This window comes from Sphingobacterium sp. G1-14 (genome assembly GCF_002196555.1).
GTDB classification, from domain to species: domain Bacteria; phylum Bacteroidota; class Bacteroidia; order Sphingobacteriales; family Sphingobacteriaceae; genus Sphingobacterium; species Sphingobacterium siyangense.
On record NZ_CP021381.1, the window covers coordinates 4,715,966 to 4,737,015 of the forward strand.

Annotated in this window: 23 protein-coding genes and 1 tRNA gene; 9 read left to right on the plus strand and 15 right to left on the minus strand. The window is 37.9% G+C overall.

Annotation, left to right across the window (positions count from 1 at the left end; genetic code table 11):
- Nucleotide 1 precedes the first annotated feature (1 nt).
- Both CBM24_RS20375 and CBM24_RS20380 read right to left on the minus strand, forming a co-directional pair.
- Nucleotides 2–568 carry an RNA polymerase sigma factor gene (locus tag CBM24_RS20375; protein ID WP_088162502.1) on the minus strand — a complete coding sequence of 189 codons (567 nt, stop codon included), beginning with the start codon at nucleotides 566–568 and terminating at the stop codon, nucleotides 2–4.
- Nucleotides 569–865: 297 nt separating this feature from the next.
- Nucleotides 866–1,186 carry a hypothetical protein gene (locus tag CBM24_RS20380; RefSeq protein WP_157698554.1) on the minus strand — a complete coding sequence of 107 codons (321 nt, stop codon included), beginning with the start codon at nucleotides 1,184–1,186 and terminating at the stop codon, nucleotides 866–868.
- Nucleotides 1,187–1,622: 436 nt separating this feature from the next.
- On the opposite strand from CBM24_RS20380, the gene CBM24_RS20385 reads away from it, so the two are divergent.
- The 4 genes from CBM24_RS20385 to CBM24_RS20400 all read left to right on the plus strand — a co-directional run bounded on the left by CBM24_RS20385 (nucleotide 1,623) and on the right by CBM24_RS20400 (nucleotide 4,708).
- Entirely contained in the window at nucleotides 1,623–2,612 is a 990-nt protein-coding gene (locus CBM24_RS20385; protein ID WP_157698555.1) for a preprotein translocase subunit SecD, read from the plus strand.
- A 162-nt stretch (nucleotides 2,613–2,774) separates the two neighbouring features.
- A complete protein-coding gene (locus CBM24_RS20390; RefSeq protein WP_088162505.1) occupies nucleotides 2,775–3,218 on the plus strand; it encodes a hypothetical protein in 444 nt (147 codons plus the stop codon).
- A gap of 155 nt (nucleotides 3,219–3,373) precedes the next feature.
- A complete protein-coding gene (locus CBM24_RS20395) occupies nucleotides 3,374–4,402 on the plus strand; it encodes a hypothetical protein (protein ID WP_088163709.1) in 1,029 nt (342 codons plus the stop codon).
- 224 nt (nucleotides 4,403–4,626) lie between these two features.
- Nucleotides 4,627–4,708: transfer RNA gene (locus tag CBM24_RS20400), tRNA-Leu, on the plus strand.
- Nucleotides 4,709–4,899: 191 nt separating this feature from the next.
- On the opposite strand, the gene CBM24_RS20405 is transcribed toward CBM24_RS20400, so the two are convergent.
- Both CBM24_RS20405 and CBM24_RS20410 read right to left on the minus strand, forming a co-directional pair.
- On the minus strand, nucleotides 4,900–5,244 hold the full coding sequence (locus CBM24_RS20405) for a hypothetical protein (protein WP_088162506.1): 345 nt from the start codon (nucleotides 5,242–5,244) through the stop codon (nucleotides 4,900–4,902).
- A gap of 14 nt (nucleotides 5,245–5,258) precedes the next feature.
- Nucleotides 5,259–6,002, minus strand: a complete 744-nt coding sequence (locus tag CBM24_RS20410; RefSeq protein WP_088163711.1) for a glycine-rich domain-containing protein — start codon at nucleotides 6,000–6,002, stop codon at nucleotides 5,259–5,261.
- 113 nt (nucleotides 6,003–6,115) lie between these two features.
- On the opposite strand from CBM24_RS20410, the gene CBM24_RS20415 reads away from it, so the two are divergent.
- Nucleotides 6,116–7,012: a hypothetical protein gene (locus CBM24_RS20415; RefSeq protein WP_088162507.1), complete on the plus strand. Its 897-nt coding sequence runs from the start codon at nucleotides 6,116–6,118 to the stop codon at nucleotides 7,010–7,012.
- Between the two features lie 18 nt (nucleotides 7,013–7,030).
- On the opposite strand, the gene CBM24_RS20420 is transcribed toward CBM24_RS20415, so the two are convergent.
- Together CBM24_RS20420 and CBM24_RS20425 are read right to left on the minus strand one after the other, a co-directional pair.
- Complete coding sequence (locus tag CBM24_RS20420; RefSeq protein WP_145330466.1) at nucleotides 7,031–7,414, minus strand: hypothetical protein; 384 nt, start codon at nucleotides 7,412–7,414, stop codon at nucleotides 7,031–7,033.
- A gap of 249 nt (nucleotides 7,415–7,663) precedes the next feature.
- Nucleotides 7,664–8,632, minus strand: a complete 969-nt coding sequence (locus CBM24_RS20425; RefSeq protein ID WP_088162509.1) for an ROK family protein — start codon at nucleotides 8,630–8,632, stop codon at nucleotides 7,664–7,666.
- A 257-nt stretch (nucleotides 8,633–8,889) separates the two neighbouring features.
- Here CBM24_RS20425 and CBM24_RS20430 point away from each other — a divergent pair, with 257 nt between their 5' ends.
- The gene (locus CBM24_RS20430; RefSeq protein WP_088162510.1) at nucleotides 8,890–10,182 is read left to right on the plus strand and encodes a TIGR00341 family protein; all 1,293 of its coding nucleotides are present in this window, start codon (nucleotides 8,890–8,892) and stop codon (nucleotides 10,180–10,182) included.
- Nucleotides 10,183–10,278: 96 nt separating this feature from the next.
- On the opposite strand, the gene CBM24_RS20435 is transcribed toward CBM24_RS20430, so the two are convergent.
- From CBM24_RS20435 to CBM24_RS20470, 8 genes are all read right to left on the minus strand, one after another.
- The gene (locus tag CBM24_RS20435; RefSeq protein ID WP_088162511.1) at nucleotides 10,279–11,403 is read right to left on the minus strand and encodes an ABC transporter permease; all 1,125 of its coding nucleotides are present in this window, start codon (nucleotides 11,401–11,403) and stop codon (nucleotides 10,279–10,281) included.
- Nucleotides 11,403–12,506 (minus strand): ABC transporter permease, encoded by a 1,104-nt coding sequence (locus CBM24_RS20440; protein ID WP_088162512.1) that lies wholly within the window; start codon nucleotides 12,504–12,506, stop codon nucleotides 11,403–11,405. Before CBM24_RS20440 ends, CBM24_RS20435 begins: the two co-directional genes overlap by 1 nt.
- 1 nt (nucleotide 12,507) lies before the next feature.
- Entirely contained in the window at nucleotides 12,508–13,251 is a 744-nt protein-coding gene (locus CBM24_RS20445; protein ID WP_088163713.1) for an ABC transporter ATP-binding protein, read from the minus strand.
- Nucleotides 13,241–14,191, minus strand: a complete 951-nt coding sequence (locus tag CBM24_RS20450; protein ID WP_088162513.1) for an ABC transporter ATP-binding protein — start codon at nucleotides 14,189–14,191, stop codon at nucleotides 13,241–13,243. The genes CBM24_RS20445 and CBM24_RS20450 overlap by 11 nt, the downstream gene beginning before the upstream one ends.
- A gap of 6 nt (nucleotides 14,192–14,197) precedes the next feature.
- Entirely contained in the window at nucleotides 14,198–15,133 is a 936-nt protein-coding gene (locus tag CBM24_RS20455; protein ID WP_088162514.1) for an HlyD family secretion protein, read from the minus strand.
- Between the two features lie 16 nt (nucleotides 15,134–15,149).
- On the minus strand, nucleotides 15,150–16,448 hold the full coding sequence (locus CBM24_RS20460; protein WP_198385972.1) for a TolC family protein: 1,299 nt from the start codon (nucleotides 16,446–16,448) through the stop codon (nucleotides 15,150–15,152).
- Between the two features lie 63 nt (nucleotides 16,449–16,511).
- Entirely contained in the window at nucleotides 16,512–17,132 is a 621-nt protein-coding gene (locus CBM24_RS20465) for a TetR/AcrR family transcriptional regulator (protein WP_088162515.1), read from the minus strand.
- A 194-nt stretch (nucleotides 17,133–17,326) separates the two neighbouring features.
- On the minus strand, nucleotides 17,327–18,019 hold the full coding sequence (locus CBM24_RS20470) for a CPBP family intramembrane glutamic endopeptidase (protein ID WP_088162516.1): 693 nt from the start codon (nucleotides 18,017–18,019) through the stop codon (nucleotides 17,327–17,329).
- 76 nt (nucleotides 18,020–18,095) lie between these two features.
- Between CBM24_RS20470 and CBM24_RS20475 the strand changes: the two genes are divergently transcribed.
- Complete coding sequence (locus CBM24_RS20475; RefSeq protein ID WP_158638962.1) at nucleotides 18,096–18,545, plus strand: helix-turn-helix domain-containing protein; 450 nt, start codon at nucleotides 18,096–18,098, stop codon at nucleotides 18,543–18,545.
- Between the two features lie 13 nt (nucleotides 18,546–18,558).
- On the opposite strand, the gene CBM24_RS20480 is transcribed toward CBM24_RS20475, so the two are convergent.
- Complete coding sequence (locus tag CBM24_RS20480) at nucleotides 18,559–19,050, minus strand: hypothetical protein (protein ID WP_088162517.1); 492 nt, start codon at nucleotides 19,048–19,050, stop codon at nucleotides 18,559–18,561.
- A gap of 169 nt (nucleotides 19,051–19,219) precedes the next feature.
- Between CBM24_RS20480 and folE the strand changes: the two genes are divergently transcribed.
- Both folE and CBM24_RS20490 read left to right on the plus strand, forming a co-directional pair.
- Nucleotides 19,220–19,891, plus strand: coding sequence for a GTP cyclohydrolase I FolE (gene folE, locus CBM24_RS20485; protein ID WP_088162518.1), 672 nt, complete (start codon nucleotides 19,220–19,222; stop codon nucleotides 19,889–19,891).
- A gap of 66 nt (nucleotides 19,892–19,957) precedes the next feature.
- Nucleotides 19,958–20,965: a CobW family GTP-binding protein gene (locus CBM24_RS20490; RefSeq protein ID WP_088162519.1), complete on the plus strand. Its 1,008-nt coding sequence runs from the start codon at nucleotides 19,958–19,960 to the stop codon at nucleotides 20,963–20,965.
- The last annotated feature ends 85 nt before the right edge of the window (nucleotides 20,966–21,050 follow it).

Consider the following 21,050-nt stretch of genomic DNA (forward strand, 5'->3'; position numbering starts at 1 on the left):
ACTAACGGTACTCCTTTAATAATTGTTGTAACTGTATAAATGCTGCTCTGGTACGGGTTTTTACCGTTCCGAGCGGAACATCAAGTTGTTCGGCTATTTCTTGTTGTGTATATCCTTCATAGTAGGCCATTTCAATCAAGATACGCCATTCAGGCTTCAATTTATCTAAAATATTTCTGAATCCAATAAAATCTGCTTTCGTATGTAGTTCGCCCTGACTTTGATCTTGTTCTTCCTCTCTATTTACGATATTTGAAAGCGGTTGGTTTTTCTGTTCGTTTACGATCAATTTTGATTTTCGATGATCGAGGGCTGTATTACGGGCAATGTTAATCATCCAGGTATAAAGACGGCCTTTTTCGGCATCGAAAACATCGATGTGTCGCCAAATTTTGACAAATACGTCTTGTATGACTTCTTCCGCATGCTCAGTTGAGGCCACTATACGACAAACCACACCAAAGAGCGCAGTGGCATAGTGATCATAAAGATAACTAAAAGCCTGCTGATTCTTCTTTTTCAACAAAAGAATCAATGTTTCTTCAGAAAGGTTGTGTAATGGACTCAAATTTCACGTTTATAATGAGCTAAAGATGGATATTAAAAATCAGAAAAAAAAGCAACTAAAATAAAATAAGTTAAAGTACCTATAAAACAGGTTAAAATACCTAATACACCTTTGTATATATGCGGATAGCACTTGTTACTAATGTTTTACATTGCTCAATTCCTGTTTTTGGTTATTAAATTCCACTAGTAGTCCCACTACAACGGGATCAATTTAACTTAATTAGGCCAGATAATCAGCTTGTAGTTTTCATTTTCGGCTAACCTGGTATACACAGTTAGATTTACTAAAATTTATCTAATAGCTTAATTTACAAGAAGAACTCCCCTTAGAAATTGGATTTATCAATAGCATATCACATGTCGCCAGATAAAATTCATCAATTAACTGGATAATCAAATCATCTCTTTCGTTATTAACAGCTAGTCCCACCCAATTTTTGGAGGGAAGATATTTACTCCGAGTCCATTGAGCAGGCTGTTCTATTTGTTTTTCTGAACGTAACCATTCTAATCCACTATCATTGAAATATATCTTTTCATTTGACAAATCCATCACGATGAAAGGTCTTTTCTTAAAATAGAAAATACTCATATCAAGATCTGCAATTACATTCATTCGAATATGTTTTTTGAGATGCATATATGCATTTATACGGGTTAGTGTTGACATCTATTTATCTTATTGGCTATAAAATCATCATAAATTTCCATGAACATTCAAAGCAGGCGAAGTGTTCATCAGACGAGAATCAAAGATATTCGAACCGGCGGTCTAAGTGGGGGTATATTTTGTTCTAATAGGTGAAAAAAAATGTTAATGTAAGTTGAAAATACGACGGATAAAACCACTAATTTACCAAGCGAGAGGATATGTGTTAGTTTGCCCCCTTACAGGTTTCGGCGAATCGTAAAATGCCTGCACGGATTGTAAATACCACCATTGAACCAGTGTTGCAATGGTTTAAATTTGATAAACAACAAAAGATATGCGGAAAGAAAGTAAAAGCACGTCATTCATTAAAAAAATTCTAGGCTTAATTAGTCTTATCCTTATGGTAACAAATAGTAAAGCACAGCAAGTCACGCACTATTTTCCAAGCGGAAAAGATAAGGCAAAGACAATCAGTGGACAGTATGGTGGTAATAGCGGAATTTGTCTTTTTGAAGATGGCAAATTTCTGTTATATGGTTATGCTACATCTGTTTTCGGGTCCTATGTTTTTGAAAAAGATTACCTGCTTTTCTATCCGGATGAAGCCCCTTTATTTCAACTGTATGGACGTCACAATGCTAACTTCAAAGACAGTACTTATTTCAATCTGGCAGGTTTTGAAAGCGGGAAAACCTATGTACAATTTGATAGTGACAGTACACATCGGGTTTTCAATGACAAGGCAAACTGTTTCAGCCCCCCTTTTGTTCATCAGGAATCCAAACCAGTTCAATCGCTTAAATTTATTGTACAAAGTCAGTATATGGAAGATGATAGCACTTATCAAGTCTTTCAGTATACCAATGAAGGAAAATTCAATGATTTTATAGCTGCTTATAACAAGCCCCAACGTGCACGTCAAAATTTCAGCGCTTACCTATATTTGGCTGAAGGTAATAAATTAGCCATCAGGCTCTCCAATTATGGTGGAGAAAGAGGTTTTTTAAGAGAAAATCAAGACGGTTCAAATCAAGAGCATTGGAACGAAATATTGACCATGAAGAAGGATTATGATAAGACAAACTATATCGACCCCACGGAAATATTTAGCAATGCACATTACACAATATTTTACCCTGACCTCGAACAGTACATTTTAGATCCTGTCACCAAAAGATATATCAGCAAGTTTGCATCAGACAATGAAGCTTTTTTTGCAGGAAATCCTGAGCAAGACGATCGGTATTTAAATAAGTACATCCGGCAGGGTCTGTCCTTTCTGCAAGATGAAAGATTCGATAAATCAAAACTAGCTAAAACCAGCTTATTCTTTACGAGCTGTGACGAACCTGAAAAATCATATCATTATGAAAATGGATCACAGCAATAATTGCCCAAAAGCCACAGCAATGATCCAAATAGGATTTTAGCACTATTAAGCGTAACAAACAGTGGTATAAACGGCAATTAATACTAGCGTGACCTCTTAAATATGGCTTAATTTTGGTAGTAATAACCGGATAACATATACACTAGTTTTATTTCGGCAAAGATGAGGAATTATATAACGATTATTATTGGACTAGGAATTTGCTCACTAGCAAGTTGTGCAACGAAAAAGGAAAGTATTGCAAATAAAAAAGAGACAGAAAGTGTATCCTTAGCTGAGGGACAAAGAAAATCATTGCGAGCATATCCGATCAAGATCAAATTTAAAGGTATTTCAGAAGATAGCCGTTGCCCTGAAGGCGTCAACTGTATTTGGTCTGGAGTTGCAGTAGCAGAAATTGAGATCGCAGAAAAAGCAACCAAACCCACGATCATAAAGCTCGCTACACTAGATTTACAGGATAGAGGTTATCAAAGAACTGCCAATACCAACGGATATACCATTTCATTACAAGATATCGCCCCTTATCCGAACAAAGAACAAGGGACACAAACGCTACGGGGTAACTACAAAATTTCTGTTATCGTACAAAAAGCTGTAAAATAAGCCAGCAGCGGTTCGCCAGCAATCGTCCTATGGCAATAATAGTCATTGAAGAATGACCCAATTTTTAAAAACACCAATACATATATTTTAATTATATGCATGGATACTTATTGGTTCATTCCTTGAAAAATAATACCTTTGCCAAAACCTCATTTATGAAAAAGTTTTTTAAATTTATTAAGATCACATTTTTTTCTATACTGGCCATTATTGGGCTATTATTCCTCTATTTTTTCATTTCCAATCGGATATTTATAGGAAATACCAATGCGGAAAATATAGCGTATCTCAAGCTCCATAAAACGGAGATTAAGGATCGTATTGTAGATTCTCTATTCGATAATAGCTTCTATAATTCGGATATTTTTTTACTTGGGGAAATTCATGGCTACGCAGACAATCAAAAGTTGGACAAAGAGCTGTTATTCTATTTGAACAAAAAGCTCGGTGTTAAATATTACATTGCTGAGATGGATAGTACAAATGCCAATAAACTAAACAGCTTTTTATCCAAGCCCCTAAAAGATAACGCGCTACTGAAAGATGTGGTCAGCTCCATTCGTAAACGTATTCCGCAACAATCTAGTTTAGAGCTATATCAAAAATGGGGTGAAATTTATGATTATAACCGCAACCTTGCCGATTCGGCAAAAATCACTGTTATTGGCATAGACAAAAGCTTTACAGCAGATAAATCTGACGTATCCAGGGATTCAGCTATGCTATTAAATTTGGAAAATTATATGAAAGAACACCATATTAAAGGTAAAAAACTATATGGGCTATTTGGTTTCTTTCATGTTTTACAAAAAGGAAAGGATGCAACCAACGATCCTTTTGCTGCACGCTTGAAAAATAAAGGATATAAGGTATCTAGCTTTGTTAGTTATACCATTGCTAGTGAAATGTATCTCCCAAAGAATCCTCAATTTCCAACCCCTGCAGATGAAAAAGTAGATTGGGTAAATGCAGATGGCCCACTTATGCTCGTGAAAGGCATTCAGGATCTAAAAGAATTAAGTCGACCAAATAGTATATCATTGTTTAAACTCAATGCAGCACATTCACCCTATGCTACTTCTCAAAATTTAATAACTGTAAAATCACGGCTTTTTGGCGAGAATATCATACCCGCTGAGAAGACTCATACAACTGATTTTTTTCAATATGTATTTTTGTTTTGAAATTCAAAGGCCTTAACAAAACTTGATTAGGACAGCAAGCATTTCATCAAAAAATCGGGTAAACAAGCTGCCTGCAGATCATATGATCAAAGAGACAAGTATCCTAATTAAAAATATTCCATTCATAAACAGGATGATCCGTATTTAAAAGAAGGAATCTAGCTTATCGACTTGCAAGATATCACTTTGGTTTATATATTTGCGACATCATAAGAAATCCTAATGCGGAAGTGGCGTAATTGGTAGCCGCACCAGACTTAGGATCTGGCGCCGCGAGGCGTGGGGGTTCGAGTCCCTTCTTCCGCACTTATCATTCTCCCGAGCTTTCAGCTCGGGATTTTTTTTGACCAGCACCTTTTTTTTGATTTCTAAGCTACATGCTTCGATCACATATTTTCCTTCAGCACCAACTAATCTTTAGTCCGAATAAATGCTCCAAAAACATAAAAGATACGATCTTCAATTTTCTTCCGATCTAAATAATACGGGAATCTCATTTACTGTCCACTTCTTTTGTTATCAATATGTAATGATATTATGAGAACTTCGATCATTAAAAGAATGGTAAGATAACCAATCGGCTTTCCTAAATATAGCCCCTTGAGCAATTTTATAATTCCTAGGAGCAAGATCATAAGCATAAAATAGCGTACTGTTTTTGAAATGGGTTTTTGTAAAAATTTGAGGATTAAAACCGAAGTATAGAATCCCATCAGAAGAATCAGATAGAATTTCAAAAATTGAGGTCCTTTTAAAGAAAATGGATTCCAAGTCTGCTGGTAAATTACCAACCAAATCAAACTAATCGTCATACTTGCCAAATGAACTGCTATCTTTTTCATCGTCGTTTACATTATTAGCTACTACAACCACCGCAACTACCACAGCTGCCACAACTACTACAACCACCAGCACTACCGCAGTTATTAGCGCTCGTACAGCTTCCTCCGTCGTCAGAATTATTCCTGGACCCTTTTCGATCTTTTGGATCTTTTGGAACAATACTGTTAATAATCAGCATAACAATTCCTACCAAAAAGAAAAAACTGATTCCCCACATGAGCATCGCCGTCAGTCTATTGATCACTTCTCCCCAACACGAGCTGAGTAGCAAAATAGGAGTAAATAAAAATATCAACCCCAATTTTCCAATCATCGTTTTCCTTCGACCATTTGTTTCCTTTATCCAGATATTTTTTGGTGGCTCCTGTTTAAAAATTCCCCTGTAGCCAGCTAAAGTATCCGAAAACCACTTTTCATGCTCTTTTTTTGCGATATCCCCCCCTGTTGATGGGTGATGATGCAAGTTTTGCTTTAAAACATGTGGGCAGAATTCCTCCCAATAGTTTTGGGTATAAAGGAGATGCATATGCCAAACTTTGTCAACAATTTCACTCGGTGAAGCACCATTATCGAGTCTACAGCAGAGATACACAAACTTTTTATACTCTTCTATCGCTTTTTGGGTAAAATCTAAAGTCCAATTTTCTTCTTTTGCTAGTTTCTTTGAAAAAGGAAAATCAACATTTGGACGATCAAGCGAAAATTCCTGAAGTCTCAGCCAGAGACTATCCTGATGTAATAAGCTATTTTTTTCCATTATCTTAACTTTATATTTTCCAATCAAATATGTATAGATTGGAAAATATAAAAATCTCATAACAGTCTCTTTTTACATCAAATAAATCTTAAATTAGTCTTATAAGACAGCTCATGAAAAAAGAAGATATTCTGCACCTCGAAAAATTAATGAATTTCCTGGGATTCCATTTCCTGAAGAAAAATCATTGGGAAGATGTAACCAAAACCGAATGGTCTTTTATTGTAACAGAACTTAATGAGTTGATAACACATGATTGCAAGGAAAAGAACATAAAAAAAGAGCCCCAATTATTAGGCTCTAATTATCTTTATGAACATCTTGTCATTAATAAACTAAAAAAATATGAGCAAAATACAACTGCGGACTTAAGCAAGCCTAATTTGGCAAAATTGACTTTGATCGTAAAAGCTCTAGGCTATGCAAATTATATTGATTTTATTAATTCAAATACAGAGGCCTTTAATTTTAATGATCTGAGAATTAATATGAACAATGTTAAACAGAATACCTTGCTGTTGGATCGCTTAGTTGGATGCTGGTATTCTTATAATAGAAACCTTCCGGACAATATTATGCAAGCCAAAGAGGATCGGATATGGCGATCTGCCATGGAAATATATAAATCTGAGACATCCAATGAATATTTTATCGAAAGGAGTGGCGGCGATCATCACAAATATTTTGGAAAAATAAACGCCTATTCAGATTATGTGTTTATCTTGATGAATAGCAATACCTTCATCCGGCAACGACATTTTATATCTAGAATAAAAGATATTAATGAAAAGCTTAAAGATCCACACTTTAAGCTTTTCGAACTTCATTATATAAGCACTTGCATCAGTTTTAATCAGGAACCCATTGCGCTATTTGAGATATTTCAAAAGGCAGATCGAAAAACATTTATTTCAGATTCCATCAGCTTCCCTATCGACAGCGATGAGATTCCGCCATCAATTTTAAAGCAACTCAAAGACACCGAAGCTAACAGAATAGATTACCGATAAATGTGTAGCATCAAGAATTTAAACCGACCAGTCAAATGGTTTTGTACAAGGATCACATTCAAATTTTAAAACCTTGCCTAGACTTTTGGCTTTTTTCCCTTTTTTCACAAATACATACGCTAAATCTACATATTCTTCCACTTCCACTCCGCTTTCGTCTCTACCTTTTACGATAACAGAATAATATTTCCCGTCAGGATATTGCTTAAAAAATACTTCGTTTACAGTAATCTTTTTCGGTGCTTGATTGTCGCAGCAGCTACACCATAAAATAACAATGGGCTCTTTCTTAAGATATGCTACTGCGGTTTCAGCTTGTTTTTGTGTTAGGGCCTGTAGTTGGTCGGCTTTTGAGAATAAGGCTGTGCATAGCAACAAAAGAAGAAAAACGGTCTTTTTCATACAAATAGTTTTAAGTTTAAAAGAATTCATCAGCAAAGACTATGCCTTTAGATACACGAAAAATAACAACAGCTTTCCTTAGGTATGAAATAGTCGGTTATTTCTTTGCCAATTCTGGGCAGCGTATTGGATTTACCCTAACAGAAAGACCCCATAAATTTATAAATTAACAACTTAAAAAACCTGTTCTCAAGATACAAACGGTATCCCTAATAGATGGTGTTAGTATCTTGAGAACAAATTAATATTTTATTTTTCCCAAACCAATGCACTTGCGCCAAGAATAGCAGCATCAGCTTCTTCCAATTCACTAAAGACAAGTTTCACTTTATTCCTAAACAAAGGAAAAAGATTTCTTTCCATATGCAGCTTCGCAGGTTTTAAGATAAAATCACCAGCTTTAATTACCCCACCAAATAGGAGAATTGCTTCAGGAGATGAAAACATCACAAAATTGGCCAAGGCCTCACCCAGCTTCTGCCCCGTATATCTAAATACTTCGATGGCAATTGCATCCCCTTTCAAAGCACACTCATGAACAGTCTTCGAATTTATAGCATCTTCTGGATACTGATTTAGCATCGACTCAGGAAACTCAGCTCTCATTTTCTTTGCCGTGATCGTTATTCCTGTCGCTGACGCATAGGCTTCTAAACTTCCTTCAGAACCTGTGCTCCAATGCTTCCTTCCTCCAGGTTTAACAATGGTATGGCCTAATTCTCCAGCAAATCCGTCATGACCATAGATAAGCTTTCCGCCGGCGACGATACCGCTGCCGACACCTGTCCCTAGGGTAATCATAATAAAATCTTTCATTCCCCGCGCTGCACCAAAAAGCATTTCACCATAGGCTGCAGCATTAGCATCGTTGGTTATGGTACAGGGAATGTTAAACTTAGCGGTCATTAAGTCACTGAATCGAATGACACCCTTCCAAGGAAGATTGGGCGCATGGTCTATGGTTCCAGTATAATAATTCGCATCCGGAGCACCAACACCAATTCCATCAAAGCTATCTTTACCACCAAAATTTTCAATTAAAGGAGATGCTTTTTCATACAACGCATCGATAAACTCCTCTACTGTCTCATAATCATCTGTTTTTATGCTTCCCTTTTCAAGTACTTCACCGCGATGATTGACCACGCCAAATTTCGTATTGGTCCCTCCGATATCTATTCCCAACGCTACACGTCTTGATAAATCTATTAACGACATTTCTATTTCTTGTTTCTTAGTTCTAAAATTACTAAAAGATAATATTTTATGAGCAGTCGACAAAATCTTCTTGCCATTTTATACTTGTAGGGAACGCTATTTATGATCACAAGCAATCCGATCAAAGTTGGATGTATCCGGCATCGCTACTTTATTTTATTGCCTACGCACAACAAATTACCAAAGGCGGCATAGTTTTAGCACGTTAAGAATAGTTTAGGCCCTATATTTATATTTTTTAGTACAACAATAAATTTATGAATAAAATATTACGATTTTTTGATCTACACCAAGGTGAAGAAAAAAAGGAAGCTGTTCTGGAAAATGTTGTCAGCAATATTTCTTTTCGCGGAGCTAACGCCTGGATTCTAGCCTGCGCGATTGTAGTGGCGTCTGTTGGATTGAACGTAAATTCTACTGCCGTCATTATAGGAGCCATGCTGATATCTCCGTTAATGGGACCAATAGTAGGAGCTGGATTCGCCTTAGGGACTTTTGACTTTCCGTTATTAAAAAAATCGCTAAAAAATCTACTGATCGCCACATTGATCAGCTTAGTCGTGTCGTTTATCTATTTTCTTTTAAGTCCCTTCAAAGAGGCACAATCTGAATTACTAGCACGCACATCACCTAATATCTACGATGTCATGATTGCAATCTTCGGTGGTCTGGTCGGTGTCATTGCTATTACAAGAGTGGATAAGGGCAATCCAATTCCTGGAGTAGCAATTGCAACAGCCCTGATGCCTCCGCTCTGTACCGCGGGCTATGGGCTCGCAATAGGCAATTTCAGCTTTTTCGCCGGCGCATTATTCCTATATATAATAAACTGTGTTTTTATCTGCATTTCGACCTTTGTGATTGTCAAATATTTACGGTACCCCAAAACACATTATGTCGATCAGCAACGGGAAAAAAGAATTACACAAAGTATTACCATTATCACAATTATACTTGTATTGCCGAGCATATATTTTGCCTACAATCTCCTGCAAGAAAAAAAATACACAAACAAAGTAAATCAGTTCGTTCAACAGGAATTGAGCAATAAAGGTTATACGGTTATTTATGAAAAACTGGAGATGAATGGTAATCCAAAGAAATTAGAACTGGCTTTCTTATCAAAAAAATTCAGCAAAAAAGAAGTTGAGTCTCTACAACACAGCATGGAAGCATTTGGGATTACCAATACCGCGCTGGTTATTCATCAGGACAGTTTAGACCTAAAATCAAGTATTCTTAGCGAAATCGATAAGCGTACCGCTGCTGTAAGTGAAAAAGACCTTACCATAAGAGCTCTCAATAATGAACTTACCAAATACCAATTGGCTAATCCACAACTCGATCGGGATATCTTGGTATTGTTTCCCGAGCTAAGCTCCTATAGCATTGGTATACAACAACATTACAGCAAAAAAGATAGCTTAGCCAACCTTGTCGCATTTATTTATTCTACCAAAACTCCGCTACCTCAAACACAACAGGAAAAGCTACAACAATGGCTACAAAATCATTTTCCGAAAGATAGTGTGGAAATTATACGTAAATAGACTTGAGTCAGCTCGTTCTATGCCGACGATCTGACGGTTTAAACAAGCGTAAGAGCTATGTTCAATTAGCAAAGAACGAATGACTACGCCATGTTTTCACACGGTCTTTCTATAATTATAGATGGCTAAACCATTCAACAAAAAAGCAAATCCAATAAGATAAACAAGCTCTTTCTTCACTTCCTGAAATCCACTCCCTTTTAAGACAATTAGCCGTACAACACTGATAAAATGGGTAACTGGTGTGCATTGCGAAATCGCTCTTGCCCAAGCCGGCATACTATCTGTGCTGGTAAAAAAGCCACTCATCAGCATAAAAACCATCATAAAGAAATATGCGATGAACATGGCCTGCAATTGTGTGTCTGCAAGGGTAGAAATAAACAATCCCAACCCCAATAGTGCAATGAGGTACACTGCAGCAAAGAGATATAAAAGCAGTAAACTTCCCTGCGGAAAAATACCATAAACAATATACATTACAATCATACCAACGGTAAAAACAATCATGCCCACAATCCAAAATGGAATTAGTTTCCCTAGGATAAACTGCCATTTTTTGATGGGCGTCACATTGATCTGCTCGATTGTTCCGATTTCCTTCTCTTTGACAATATTGAGCGCTGTAATAAATCCGCCAATCATCGTAAGCAACAAAACCAAAATACCTGGCACCATATAGTATTTGTATTCAGCCTTGGGATTATACCAATTGGAATTCGCTATTTTGACGGTTGCGACCTGCTCTGAAATACCTGTTTTAGCGGCTTTGATATTTACATCCAAACCGCCGTTAAAATCAGTAATTACACTGGTTAAATAAGCTCCACCCAAGGACGATTTTGTACCATTGATGGCATCCACTGCGATATTGACTTGCTGCGTACCTTCCCGCACCAGATTGCGCTCAAAACCTGTCGGTATCTCCAATACAAGATCAGCGTCTCCCTTTTCGATCATTTCCAATCCAACTTTATAAGATAGTGGACTACTTACGATTTTAAAGTATCCTGAAGATGCAATTTTATTGATTAAGGTTCTTGAATAAGAACTGTGGTCGTTGTCAACATAAGCAATATTGATATTCTGCACTTCAAAATTGGCTGCAAATGGCATGATGATCAGTTGAACTGTCGGCATGACAAACATCATAGCCAAGATAATTTTGTCTCTGAATATCTGCCGAAACTCTTTCTGTAATATGAATCTCAATACCTCCATTACAACCTGATTTTAAATCTTTTCAATGCAATTGACAACAACACAACTGACATCCCGGCGAGAATCAATGTTTCTTTCCAAACATAACTAAAGCCCATTCCTTTGAGCATGACAGCTTTAATAATTGCATAGTAATAGCGGGATGGCACGATATGCGAAATAACCTGAAATATCCAGGGCATATTTTCCAAAGGAAACATAAAGCCAGTCAATAATAAGGTCGGCAGCATCATGCCCATCATCGCTATTAACATGGCCGTTTGCTGGGAATCGGTGACATTAGAAATCAACAAGCCTAAAGAAAGACAGGTGATAATAAATAAAATACTCTCCGCGAAAATCAACACCAGACTTCCCCTGATCTCAACATCAAGTACAAACACCGAAAGTAGAAGAATAATGATAAAATTGACGAGTGAAAGCACGAGATATGGAATCGCTTTGGCGATGAGAACCATAATGGGTTTGAAAGGCGATACCAATAGAATTTCCATAGTCCCCAGCTCTTTTTCGCGCACAACTGCCACGGAGGTTAGGGCTGTGCTCACGATCATAAAAATCAATGCGATCACTCCAGGGATAAAATTAAGGGAACCGTTCTGCTCTTCATTATACAATTGTCGCAGTTGGGGCACAATCTGATAAGATAACGCTGTTCCGGGATTTAGGTCCTGCTGGTATGCCTTGATTATAGCTGTCAGATAATTGGTGACTATTGTGGCAGTATTCGGGTCGGAAGCATCAGCTAATAGCTGAATTTGAGCACCATCCTTTCGATATAGATCCTCCCCGAAATTGGCAGGAAAGATTATTGCACATTTGATGCTTCCATCTTTAAATCGGCTTTCTACATCTTTATAATTTACAATTTCGTCTTTCACCTGAAAATATGAACTTGTTTTAATACGGTTTACGATTTCACTGGAGTTGACATCACGTGCATTATCCTGAATCGCAATTCCAATATTTTTAACTTCGCTACTCAATGCATAGCCAAAAAGGAGAATCTGAACGACGGGAAACCCAAAAAGGATAAGCAGTGTTCTACGATCCCTAAAAACATGATAAAACTCCTTGCGAATAAAAGCGAATAGCTGTTTCATATCAATCTCCCGATCGTTTAGCTCCACGTGCCAGTTGATAAAATACGTCGTCCATGGAATGGGTTTCGAACCGCTGTTTTAGATTTGTGGGACTGTCCATTGCTTCGACTTTCCCATCTACCATAATACTGATACGGTTGCAGTATTCGGCTTCATCCATATAGTGTGTTGTCACAAACACCGTTATGTTATTGGCAGCAGCCTCATAAATCATATCCCAAAACTGCCGTCGGGTAATCGGATCAACGCCCCCTGTTGGCTCGTCCAAAAAAACAATTTTAGGTCGGTGGAAAATCGCTACAGAAAATGCCAACTTCTGTTTCCAGCCCAAAGGTAATTCCCCCACGAGTTTTTTTGCTTCTTTCTCTAAACCTAAGGTGTGGACCAAATCACTGCTTCGCGACTTTATGTCTGCCCTTGAAACACCATACACACCTCCATAAAACTCAATATTTTCCAAAATAGTGAGGTTATCGTACAACGAGAACTTCTGACTCATATAACCGATATTCTTTTTGATCTGCTCCTGTTCTTTATACACATTGAAGCCAGCGACAGTTGCTTCACCCGATGTCGGGTAGGACAAACCACAAAGAATACGCATGGCCGTGGTCTTCCCCGCACCATTGGCACCAAGAAAACCAAAAATTTCGCCTTGGTCAACATCGAACGTAATTTTATCTACGGCCTTAAAATCTCCAAATTGCTTGGTCAGGTCCTTACAGACTATTGCCTTATTCTCCATCTGTAACTTGTTTGAATTCGTCCATACCATTTTGATCCTGCATCAGGCGGATAAAACTATCTTCGATTGTTGCAGTTATTTTTTCAACCACGAGATGTTGTGGGTTATACTTATTTGCCAGGGCAATAATACCTTCTCTACCATCCACTTCTGATTTTGGGGTAAGGTGCAAATATTCGCCAAATGCATAACAGCTTTCTACCGCCTGATCCGAACGGAGATCCTGGAGCAGTTTATATATATTGTCCGCTTTAACCGCATATAGTGGCTTTGGAAAACTTTTTATAATACCTGACGGTTCATCGATTGACATAATCCTTCCGCCCTGCATTAATGCAATACGATCACACAGTCGAGCTTCATCCATATAGGGTGTGGATACCACGATCGTGATCTGCTGTTCCTTGAGTTTGGTCAACATTTCCCAAAATTCCTTTCTGGATACAACATCGACACCTGTTGTCGGTTCATCCAGAAAAAGCACGTCGGGCTTATGGATCAGCGCACAGCATAAGGCCAGCTTTTGCTTCATTCCGCCAGACAATTTCCCTGCTCTACGATCGTTGAAGGGTTGTATCTGATCATAAATATCTTTGATAAGTGGATAATTTTCCTGAATGGTTGTACCAAAAACTGTCGCAAAGAAAGTAAGATTCTCCTTTACCGTCAGGTCCTGGTATAATGAAAAACGTCCTGGCATATACCCTACCCGATTGCGTATCTGTTGATATTCTCTGACAACATCGAATCCCTCTACAGCAGCAGTACCACTATCCGCAAGCAGTAAAGTGGTTAGTATTCGGAAAATTGATGTTTTACCGGCGCCATCAGGCCCTATAAGCCCAAACAACTCACCTTTCTTCACCTCAAAAGAAACATCATCTACGGCTCTAACATTACCGTAGGTTTTGACCATATTTTCTACACTGACAGCGATCATAATAACTTACTTTGACCAAAGGACCTCACCATACATCCCTATTTTTAAATAACCATCATTTTTCACACTTACTTTGATCGCATAAACAAGATTAGCGCGCTCATCTTTAGTCTGAATTGTCTTTGGTGAAAACTCAGATTTATCTGAAATCCATGTGATTGTTGCGGGATATTCCTTATAATTCTCCTTGCCGTCATCAATGCGCACAGTCACCTGCTGTCCGACTTTTATCTGTGGCAACTGAATTCCGGTAATATAAGCCCTCAAATAAAGCTTCGTCGTGTTGGCAATTTTATATAAAGGTTTACCGACGACCTGCAACTCACCCTGTAGTGCATAGTTTACCAAAACTGTCCCATTAATAGGATTGATCACCTGTCCCTTATTGATCTGTTCCTGAATCTGTGCAGCAGATTTCTCTAAGGGATTTTTTTCGCTCAGGATACTCCGATTTTGAGTATTTGTATTGTATGTATTGAGGGTGAGTTGTTGCTTGGTCACGGCTATTTGTTTCCGCAATTGATCGATTGCCGCATTGATATCATCGAGCTGTTTACGTGTTGCGGCATCTGATTTTACCAGATTTTCCGTCCGGGTCCTTTCGTACAGCTGCTGTTTTAATTGCGCTTCCTGAACGACTAATTGGCGCCGTACCAGTTCAACCTGATCCCTGGGATTCACCGTCTTTTGAGCTAAAGCTTCGATACTTGCCTGCACTTGTTCTTTTTGCAATTCAGCAGTACGGACATCTATTTTTCCGACAGTATCTCCAGGTTTCAATTGCTTTCCTTCTTCCACAGCGTATTGCATCAATATTCCGTTTTGCTGCGCAGAGACAATCACTTCATCAGCCTCAAAGTTCCCGGAAGCGTCATATTCATTATGTTGCTTACAACCACTAAGCAAAGAGAGCGCAGTAATAAATACAATTAATCTTTTCATTTTTTGATGTTTACAGTTAATTCCCGGCTATAAATTTTAAATTATAGATCGCTTGTAACAATTGGATTTCGTGCAATATCTTGAGCTGCTTGGCCAAATGTTCGGCATTTAATTTTTGAATATACTCATGGGTCGTGATCACTCCATTGCTCAACTGCGCCTCAGCAGATTGAGTCACCGATGTCCGCAAGGCAATTGCAGCATCGTCCTGTTGAATCAAGGTGGTATATTTACTAACCTGCTCATCCTGTTGGCTCAGGTCAACTTTGGCATTCAACAAAAATGTCTCCTTATCGGCATCAATAGACTGACGATTGAGCTGAAGGATATTTCTTTTGTTGGACAGCGAATAAAAGCTACTTAGCGACCAAGAAAAACGTAGCCCTGTAACGTACCAGGGACCAAATTTATTTTCAATGATATTGAGGGTTGGCCTTCCATATGCCCCTTGAAAAAAGCCACTTACCTGTGGAAGATAATCGGTTTTCAATTGTTTCTCCTGTTGGTCAACGATGTTTTTTTGTAAATCAAAAGCTTTTAATTCAGGTCTGTTAATGGAGGAAAGCGTATACTGAGCAGTAGGCAATTCCAATTGCATGGATTCGGGCAGCTTCTTTCCTATAAAGAGCGAAAGCATATTTAAATATGCTGTACGATTAGATGTATATTCTGTGGTCTGCATTTCTATATTCAATACTTCAGCTTTCAGCTCTTCCACATTACTACGAAATGCTACCCCATTGTCAAAAGCAGCCTCAGCTTTTTGTACCTGAGTCTGTAAGTTAGCCTTGTTTAACTCGTTCTGCTTCAATTGGGCATCGATTAATAAAATAGCAAAATAAAGACTGTTGATACGTTGATTGATCCCATAGAGACTGGATACTAAAGTCTGCTCCTCCAGTGCCGTATTTGCAGCGATTAAATCCTTCTGTATTTTTGTATTGCCAGCATCGTAAATGAGCTGACTAATTTCACCCTGAATTTTATACTGATCTTTACTGATAGAAGGTAGGGAAATACCCGGCAATGAACCTACAGCATCCGCAAAACTTACTGTTTGGGATTGATAGGTTGCCTGACCTGAGAAGCTGATTTGGGGGAGAAACCTTTTATTGGCATTTTGGATGGTATACTCACCCGTTTTGGTTATCAGATCCATTTTTTTAATTGCTGGATAATTTGCTTTGGCAAGCGTATAACAACGCTCCAAAGTAAGCGCTTCTCCTTGTGCAGTTGCCCTATTTGCAAAATGCAACAGGATCAATAAAAGAATAACATGCGTTAAATAACAATACTTCATAACTGCGTTGTTCATATATTGTGGCATTATTTTTTAATCTTTAGATTTAATCATTTGATTAAGTTTGGGACAAAAAAATTATTTTGCTGTCATCATCGCTCCTATCCATATCGGTATAAGCTTCTTACGCTCTATCATAAGTGCATTAAACTGTTCGATATCGAGATCTTGTACCCCCATAATCAAAGGCTTTGTGATAAAAGGAAACACAACCAACCCCAATAAATTCATTAAAAAATGTAAAGGATGTGGCTCCATAATAAAGCCTTGTGTTACGGCTTCATGATGTTGTTTAAAAAAAACAGAATTGTTTAGCAATTGTTTGATTGGCAACTTTTCGAGGAGTTCCTGAGGATTGTTTCTGATTTCCGAAATCAAAAAAGTAGGCACCTCCGGTTCTCTGATGATAAAATCGATATATCTATTGGCTATCAATTCAACTTTACTTTCAAGATTGGTTGCTTCATCATTAAGGATGACAGCCATACTCTGTACGAAAGCCGAAAAGGTTTCAAACATAATAATTTCGAAAAGCTTCTCTTTGCTCCGAAAATAATAATTGAGCAAAGCAAGATTGATCCCTGCTTCTTCAGCAATATCCCTTGTCCTGGTTGCTGAGAAACCTTTTTTATAGAATACAACCCTCGCCGCTTCCTTAATTTTCGTTTCCGTCGACAGATCTATTTTCTTCTCTTTCATCCCGATTAAACTTCCTTGTATTATGCAAAGATAGAAAAAAGAATCAAAAACAAACAATTGTTTTAATCAAATGATTAAAACAAAACAACAAACGTATTTATATGATAATCAATGTAAATAAATCACAAAAAAAAGAAACCCGTTCCTCAACATGCAAGTAATAAAGCGAGCAAATGATAGGTACTAGCAGGCAGTCAGGACAAATTATTTGCAGCTTTTAGTTGTTTAAGAAAAATATAGCACAACAGCGGAAAACCGATATAATAACTAACGAGGACGAACAAAGGCAAAATCCCCTCGGGTTTGACTGGGTCTACCGCATACGTTTTTATCAGGAGCTGCAGTCCGATATTTTTTTCTTTCGAAAATAGAATCATCGTTGCAAAATTATAACCAAAATGTAAAACGATCGGATGCACTATTTTACCTGTTTTAATACAAATTCGTGCAAATAAATACCCCACTATACCGGTCGATACAAGAACTTCCAGCATATTAAAAATCTGCCCCACGATACCGTACGAAAACCAGTGATAAATGCCAAAAGCCAGCGCCGTGATCAATGCAGCTTTCCCCTGACCACAGCGTCTCATAAGAATATATAATACGGCTCCCCTAAAGATCAATTCCTCAAATACCACTGCTTTTGATACATAATAAAAACTACCAAAAAAATCAGATACCGTATAATTCGGATTTAGTTGATACGGGTTTCCGACTAAATAAGCAATACTCAAATAGAGAGCAGTAACATATATTATGGGACCAAACAGACAAAAGAGGAAAGATCCGACCTTTGAGGAAAACCCCAGAACCTGGAGGTTCCGCTTGCAAAAATAACCCAGCAAAAACTGGGAGATGACCAATTCAAGAGCAATAGCGATCATGATTTTTTTTACACAAAGCTATAGCCTTAAATCATTTAATTTCACGACATTTGAATACGCCGCAAAATGTCATAAAATGACCAATAAATCCAGCAAAGAGAAAATAGCGCTTTTGATCAAAAATGCCCGTATCAGTAAAGGATATTCCCAACAGCAACTTGCTGATCTTGTCAAACTGAATCTTCGATCTGTACAGCGCATCGAAAAAGCTGAAGTTCTACCAAGGGCTTATACCCTCAATTTAATGGCAGTGCAGCTTGATCTCGATATTGCACTATTGAAGGAAACCGAACCTGTACATGAGATCCTCGAGAAGAAAGTAGCACAACAAACAAAACCCGCGTTAAACAAAGCTCAAAAACTCATTGTGAGCATAACCTCAGGCATACTCGGCATTTTATTAATATCCGCCTTTCTTTCACAATCGACTAGTTTTCCGGAGACAAGTTTCGAACTATTTTTACTGCTTGCGGTCGCTGTTCTTATCTATGGAATCATTCTTTGGTGGACCTGGCGGAATCGTTAGCTTTTGATAATCCCTACTGTTTTAAAAGAGCTGCATCTCTTATAAAGATTTCAACCCTGCTCCGATCTTTCTCATTTAATTTGACATAGCCTTTTACAATAACAGGATTCTCTTTTAACCACACTTTATTGTTGTCGCTCAGCGTAACCTCCACCATCGGTGGAATACCATTTTGTCCACAAAACATACACTGCTGCACTGGCAAAACCGACAAAAGGAACCTATTATGGCGAAGACCGGCCTTTAACGGTACCATATAGCCTTGCAACTCTACACTTGTTCCATCCAGTTTCGACAGCTTACTCGGAAAATAGGGGGTGTAAACCGTCTTGCCATTAACCTTGTTAACTTTATAGAGCATGGTGTCAAAGGTTTTCCAAACCTCATTCATCAAAGGCTTATGCTCTATCAAATGTTGTGATTCCGTTACCCCTTGAGAAAAAACTGGATTAGTTTTACTTCCTGCAACAACAAACAAAAAAACTAGAATAAATTGCTTAAACATAACGCATTAATGATTTACTTATCAAATATAGTTAAAAAACAGTAAAAGCAACTATATTGCATTTGATGTTTTTTAACTATATTTATAACACGAATAGCGCTATGAAATGGCAACTCCATTTGACAATAGACAAGATGTATAATCAGCACGATTTGATAAAAATTAATTTATGAACACATTATTAAAAAAAGATGCAGCATCCAATCCGGAAGATTTAGGAGACCAACACATGATGACTTCAATGGATACTCCCCTGCGACCCGATGCATTTGATCGAACAGACGAAGAAAAAATCAGCAAGATATCTCAACTTTTTAAGGACATCATGTATGAACTTGGCCTCGACCTACAAGATGACAGTCTGAGCGGAACGCCCCATCGTGTAGCAAAAATGTATATCAACGAATTGTTCCATGGCCTTAACCCGGTTAACAAGCCCAAGCTGTCCACCTTCGAAAATCGCTATGGCTACAATAAGCTATTGATAGAAAAAGACATGCGGGTAAATTCAGCCTGTGAACATCATTTTTTACCAATCGTGGGGCGGGCACATATAGGCTATATCCCCAAAGACCGCGTAATAGGACTGTCAAAAATAAACCGTATTGTAGACTACTATGCGCATCGACCACAGGTGCAGGAACGCCTTACTTTACAGATTTACAATGAGCTCAGATCCACCTTAGCAACAGATGATATTATTGTTGTGATTGATGCCGATCATCTCTGTGTCTCCGCACGGGGTGTCAAAGACACCAGCAGCTGTACAACAACACTGGAATACAGCGGTATATTCTTATCAGAAAGTAAACGAAACGAATTTTTCAATTTATTGAAATAAGATCTGCCTTTCCCCAACTTTCGTTGGGATGATACCAGAAGCAGATTAAATGTATAATCATCGCAAATGAATACAGCCCATGCTCGCCCAGCAACCATTTTAACTGGCTTTTTAGGTGCAGGAAAGACGACTTTTCTAAATGCCTTAATGAAATCCTATCCGAAAAAACGTTTTGCTATCATTGAAAATGAGATAGGACAACTAAATATAGATAGTTCCTTGCTCAATGAAAACTATGGACAATTGGTAGCGCTCCAAGAGGGGTGCATCTGTTGTACGCTGAACGATGAACTTTACACCGCACTCGAATCGCTCTATCAAAAACAGGACTGCTTTGATGAACTCGTTATTGAATGTACAGGTCTTGCTATACCCGATGCTATAACAGAACCTTTTACAAGGCATCCAGTGTTTAAGAACTACTTCCCATTAAAAAAGATTATTTGCTTGGTTGATGCTGCACTTATTGAAGATCAGATCAAGGAAAGGGATGAAGTGTTACGGCAAATCACAGCTGCCGACGTCATTGTCATTAACAAAACCGAAGCGGTACATTCAGCATATTTGAGCTATTTAAGCAACTACTTAGCACATGTAAACCCATTAGCGAAAACTCTCCAGTCAACAGTAACGGAGGGGTTTCCTTTCGAAATAATTGAGGAAATAAAGTACACAAAAAAAATAGAAGCCTTTTCTTTTCTGAAGAACATTAATCTAAGCAGTTCACTGATACTTGGCAAATCAAGTCTGGCAAAACAACATCTGAGCGATATTGCAACGCGCGTCTATACTTTTGCTGAAGAATTTAATTTCGTAAACCTATTTCTCGGTTTGAGCAAACTCGTCGGCAAGTATCCAAACAAAATTTACCGAATGAAGGGAATTGGTTATAAAAAAGATGAAAACAAAAAAATCATTATACAGACCGTCGGTTCACGTGTCGATATGGACTACGGTAACCATTGGAAACAGGATGAAAGAAAAATGAATACACTGGTATTTATTGGAAAAGAGCTGGATAGTCTCTCCATACAAGATCTCCTGATACGTATGTTGACCATCAAAGAGAAGTAATAAACGATTTATAGAAACAATTGTCTACGTAAAAAGACCTCTCGGACACAAATCCAAGAGGTCTTTCCATAACTAATTACGCTTA

Coding starts and splice junctions, on each gene's coding strand:
- CBM24_RS20465 (WP_088162515.1), bottom strand. CDS start 17,132: ATGAAAGAGAAGAAAATAGATCTGTCGACGGAAACGAAAATTAAGGAA.
- CBM24_RS20445 (WP_088163713.1), bottom strand. CDS start 13,251: ATGGAGAATAAGGCAATAGTCTGTAAGGACCTGACCAAGCAATTTGGA.
- CBM24_RS20475 (WP_158638962.1), top strand. CDS start 18,096: ATGACCAATAAATCCAGCAAAGAGAAAATAGCGCTTTTGATCAAAAAT.
- CBM24_RS20380 (WP_157698554.1), bottom strand. CDS start 1,186: ATGAATGTAATTGCAGATCTTGATATGAGTATTTTCTATTTTAAGAAA.
- CBM24_RS20470 (WP_088162516.1), bottom strand. CDS start 18,019: ATGATCGCTATTGCTCTTGAATTGGTCATCTCCCAGTTTTTGCTGGGT.
- CBM24_RS20490 (WP_088162519.1), top strand. CDS start 19,958: ATGAATACAGCCCATGCTCGCCCAGCAACCATTTTAACTGGCTTTTTA.
- CBM24_RS20460 (WP_198385972.1), bottom strand. CDS start 16,448: ATGAACAACGCAGTTATGAAGTATTGTTATTTAACGCATGTTATTCTT.
- CBM24_RS20440 (WP_088162512.1), bottom strand. CDS start 12,506: ATGAAACAGCTATTCGCTTTTATTCGCAAGGAGTTTTATCATGTTTTT.
- CBM24_RS20430 (WP_088162510.1), top strand. CDS start 8,890: ATGAATAAAATATTACGATTTTTTGATCTACACCAAGGTGAAGAAAAA.
- CBM24_RS20480 (WP_088162517.1), bottom strand. CDS start 19,050: ATGTTTAAGCAATTTATTCTAGTTTTTTTGTTTGTTGTTGCAGGAAGT.
- CBM24_RS20395 (WP_088163709.1), top strand. CDS start 3,374: ATGAAAAAGTTTTTTAAATTTATTAAGATCACATTTTTTTCTATACTG.
- CBM24_RS20450 (WP_088162513.1), bottom strand. CDS start 14,191: ATGATCGCTGTCAGTGTAGAAAATATGGTCAAAACCTACGGTAATGTT.
- CBM24_RS20405 (WP_088162506.1), bottom strand. CDS start 5,244: ATGAAAAAGATAGCAGTTCATTTGGCAAGTATGACGATTAGTTTGATT.
- CBM24_RS20415 (WP_088162507.1), top strand. CDS start 6,116: ATGAAAAAAGAAGATATTCTGCACCTCGAAAAATTAATGAATTTCCTG.
- CBM24_RS20435 (WP_088162511.1), bottom strand. CDS start 11,403: ATGGAGGTATTGAGATTCATATTACAGAAAGAGTTTCGGCAGATATTC.
- folE (WP_088162518.1), top strand. CDS start 19,220: ATGAACACATTATTAAAAAAAGATGCAGCATCCAATCCGGAAGATTTA.
- CBM24_RS20390 (WP_088162505.1), top strand. CDS start 2,775: ATGAGGAATTATATAACGATTATTATTGGACTAGGAATTTGCTCACTA.
- CBM24_RS20410 (WP_088163711.1), bottom strand. CDS start 6,002: ATGGAAAAAAATAGCTTATTACATCAGGATAGTCTCTGGCTGAGACTT.
- CBM24_RS20420 (WP_145330466.1), bottom strand. CDS start 7,414: ATGAAAAAGACCGTTTTTCTTCTTTTGTTGCTATGCACAGCCTTATTC.
- CBM24_RS20455 (WP_088162514.1), bottom strand. CDS start 15,133: ATGAAAAGATTAATTGTATTTATTACTGCGCTCTCTTTGCTTAGTGGT.
- CBM24_RS20425 (WP_088162509.1), bottom strand. CDS start 8,632: ATGTCGTTAATAGATTTATCAAGACGTGTAGCGTTGGGAATAGATATC.
- CBM24_RS20385 (WP_157698555.1), top strand. CDS start 1,623: ATGGTAACAAATAGTAAAGCACAGCAAGTCACGCACTATTTTCCAAGC.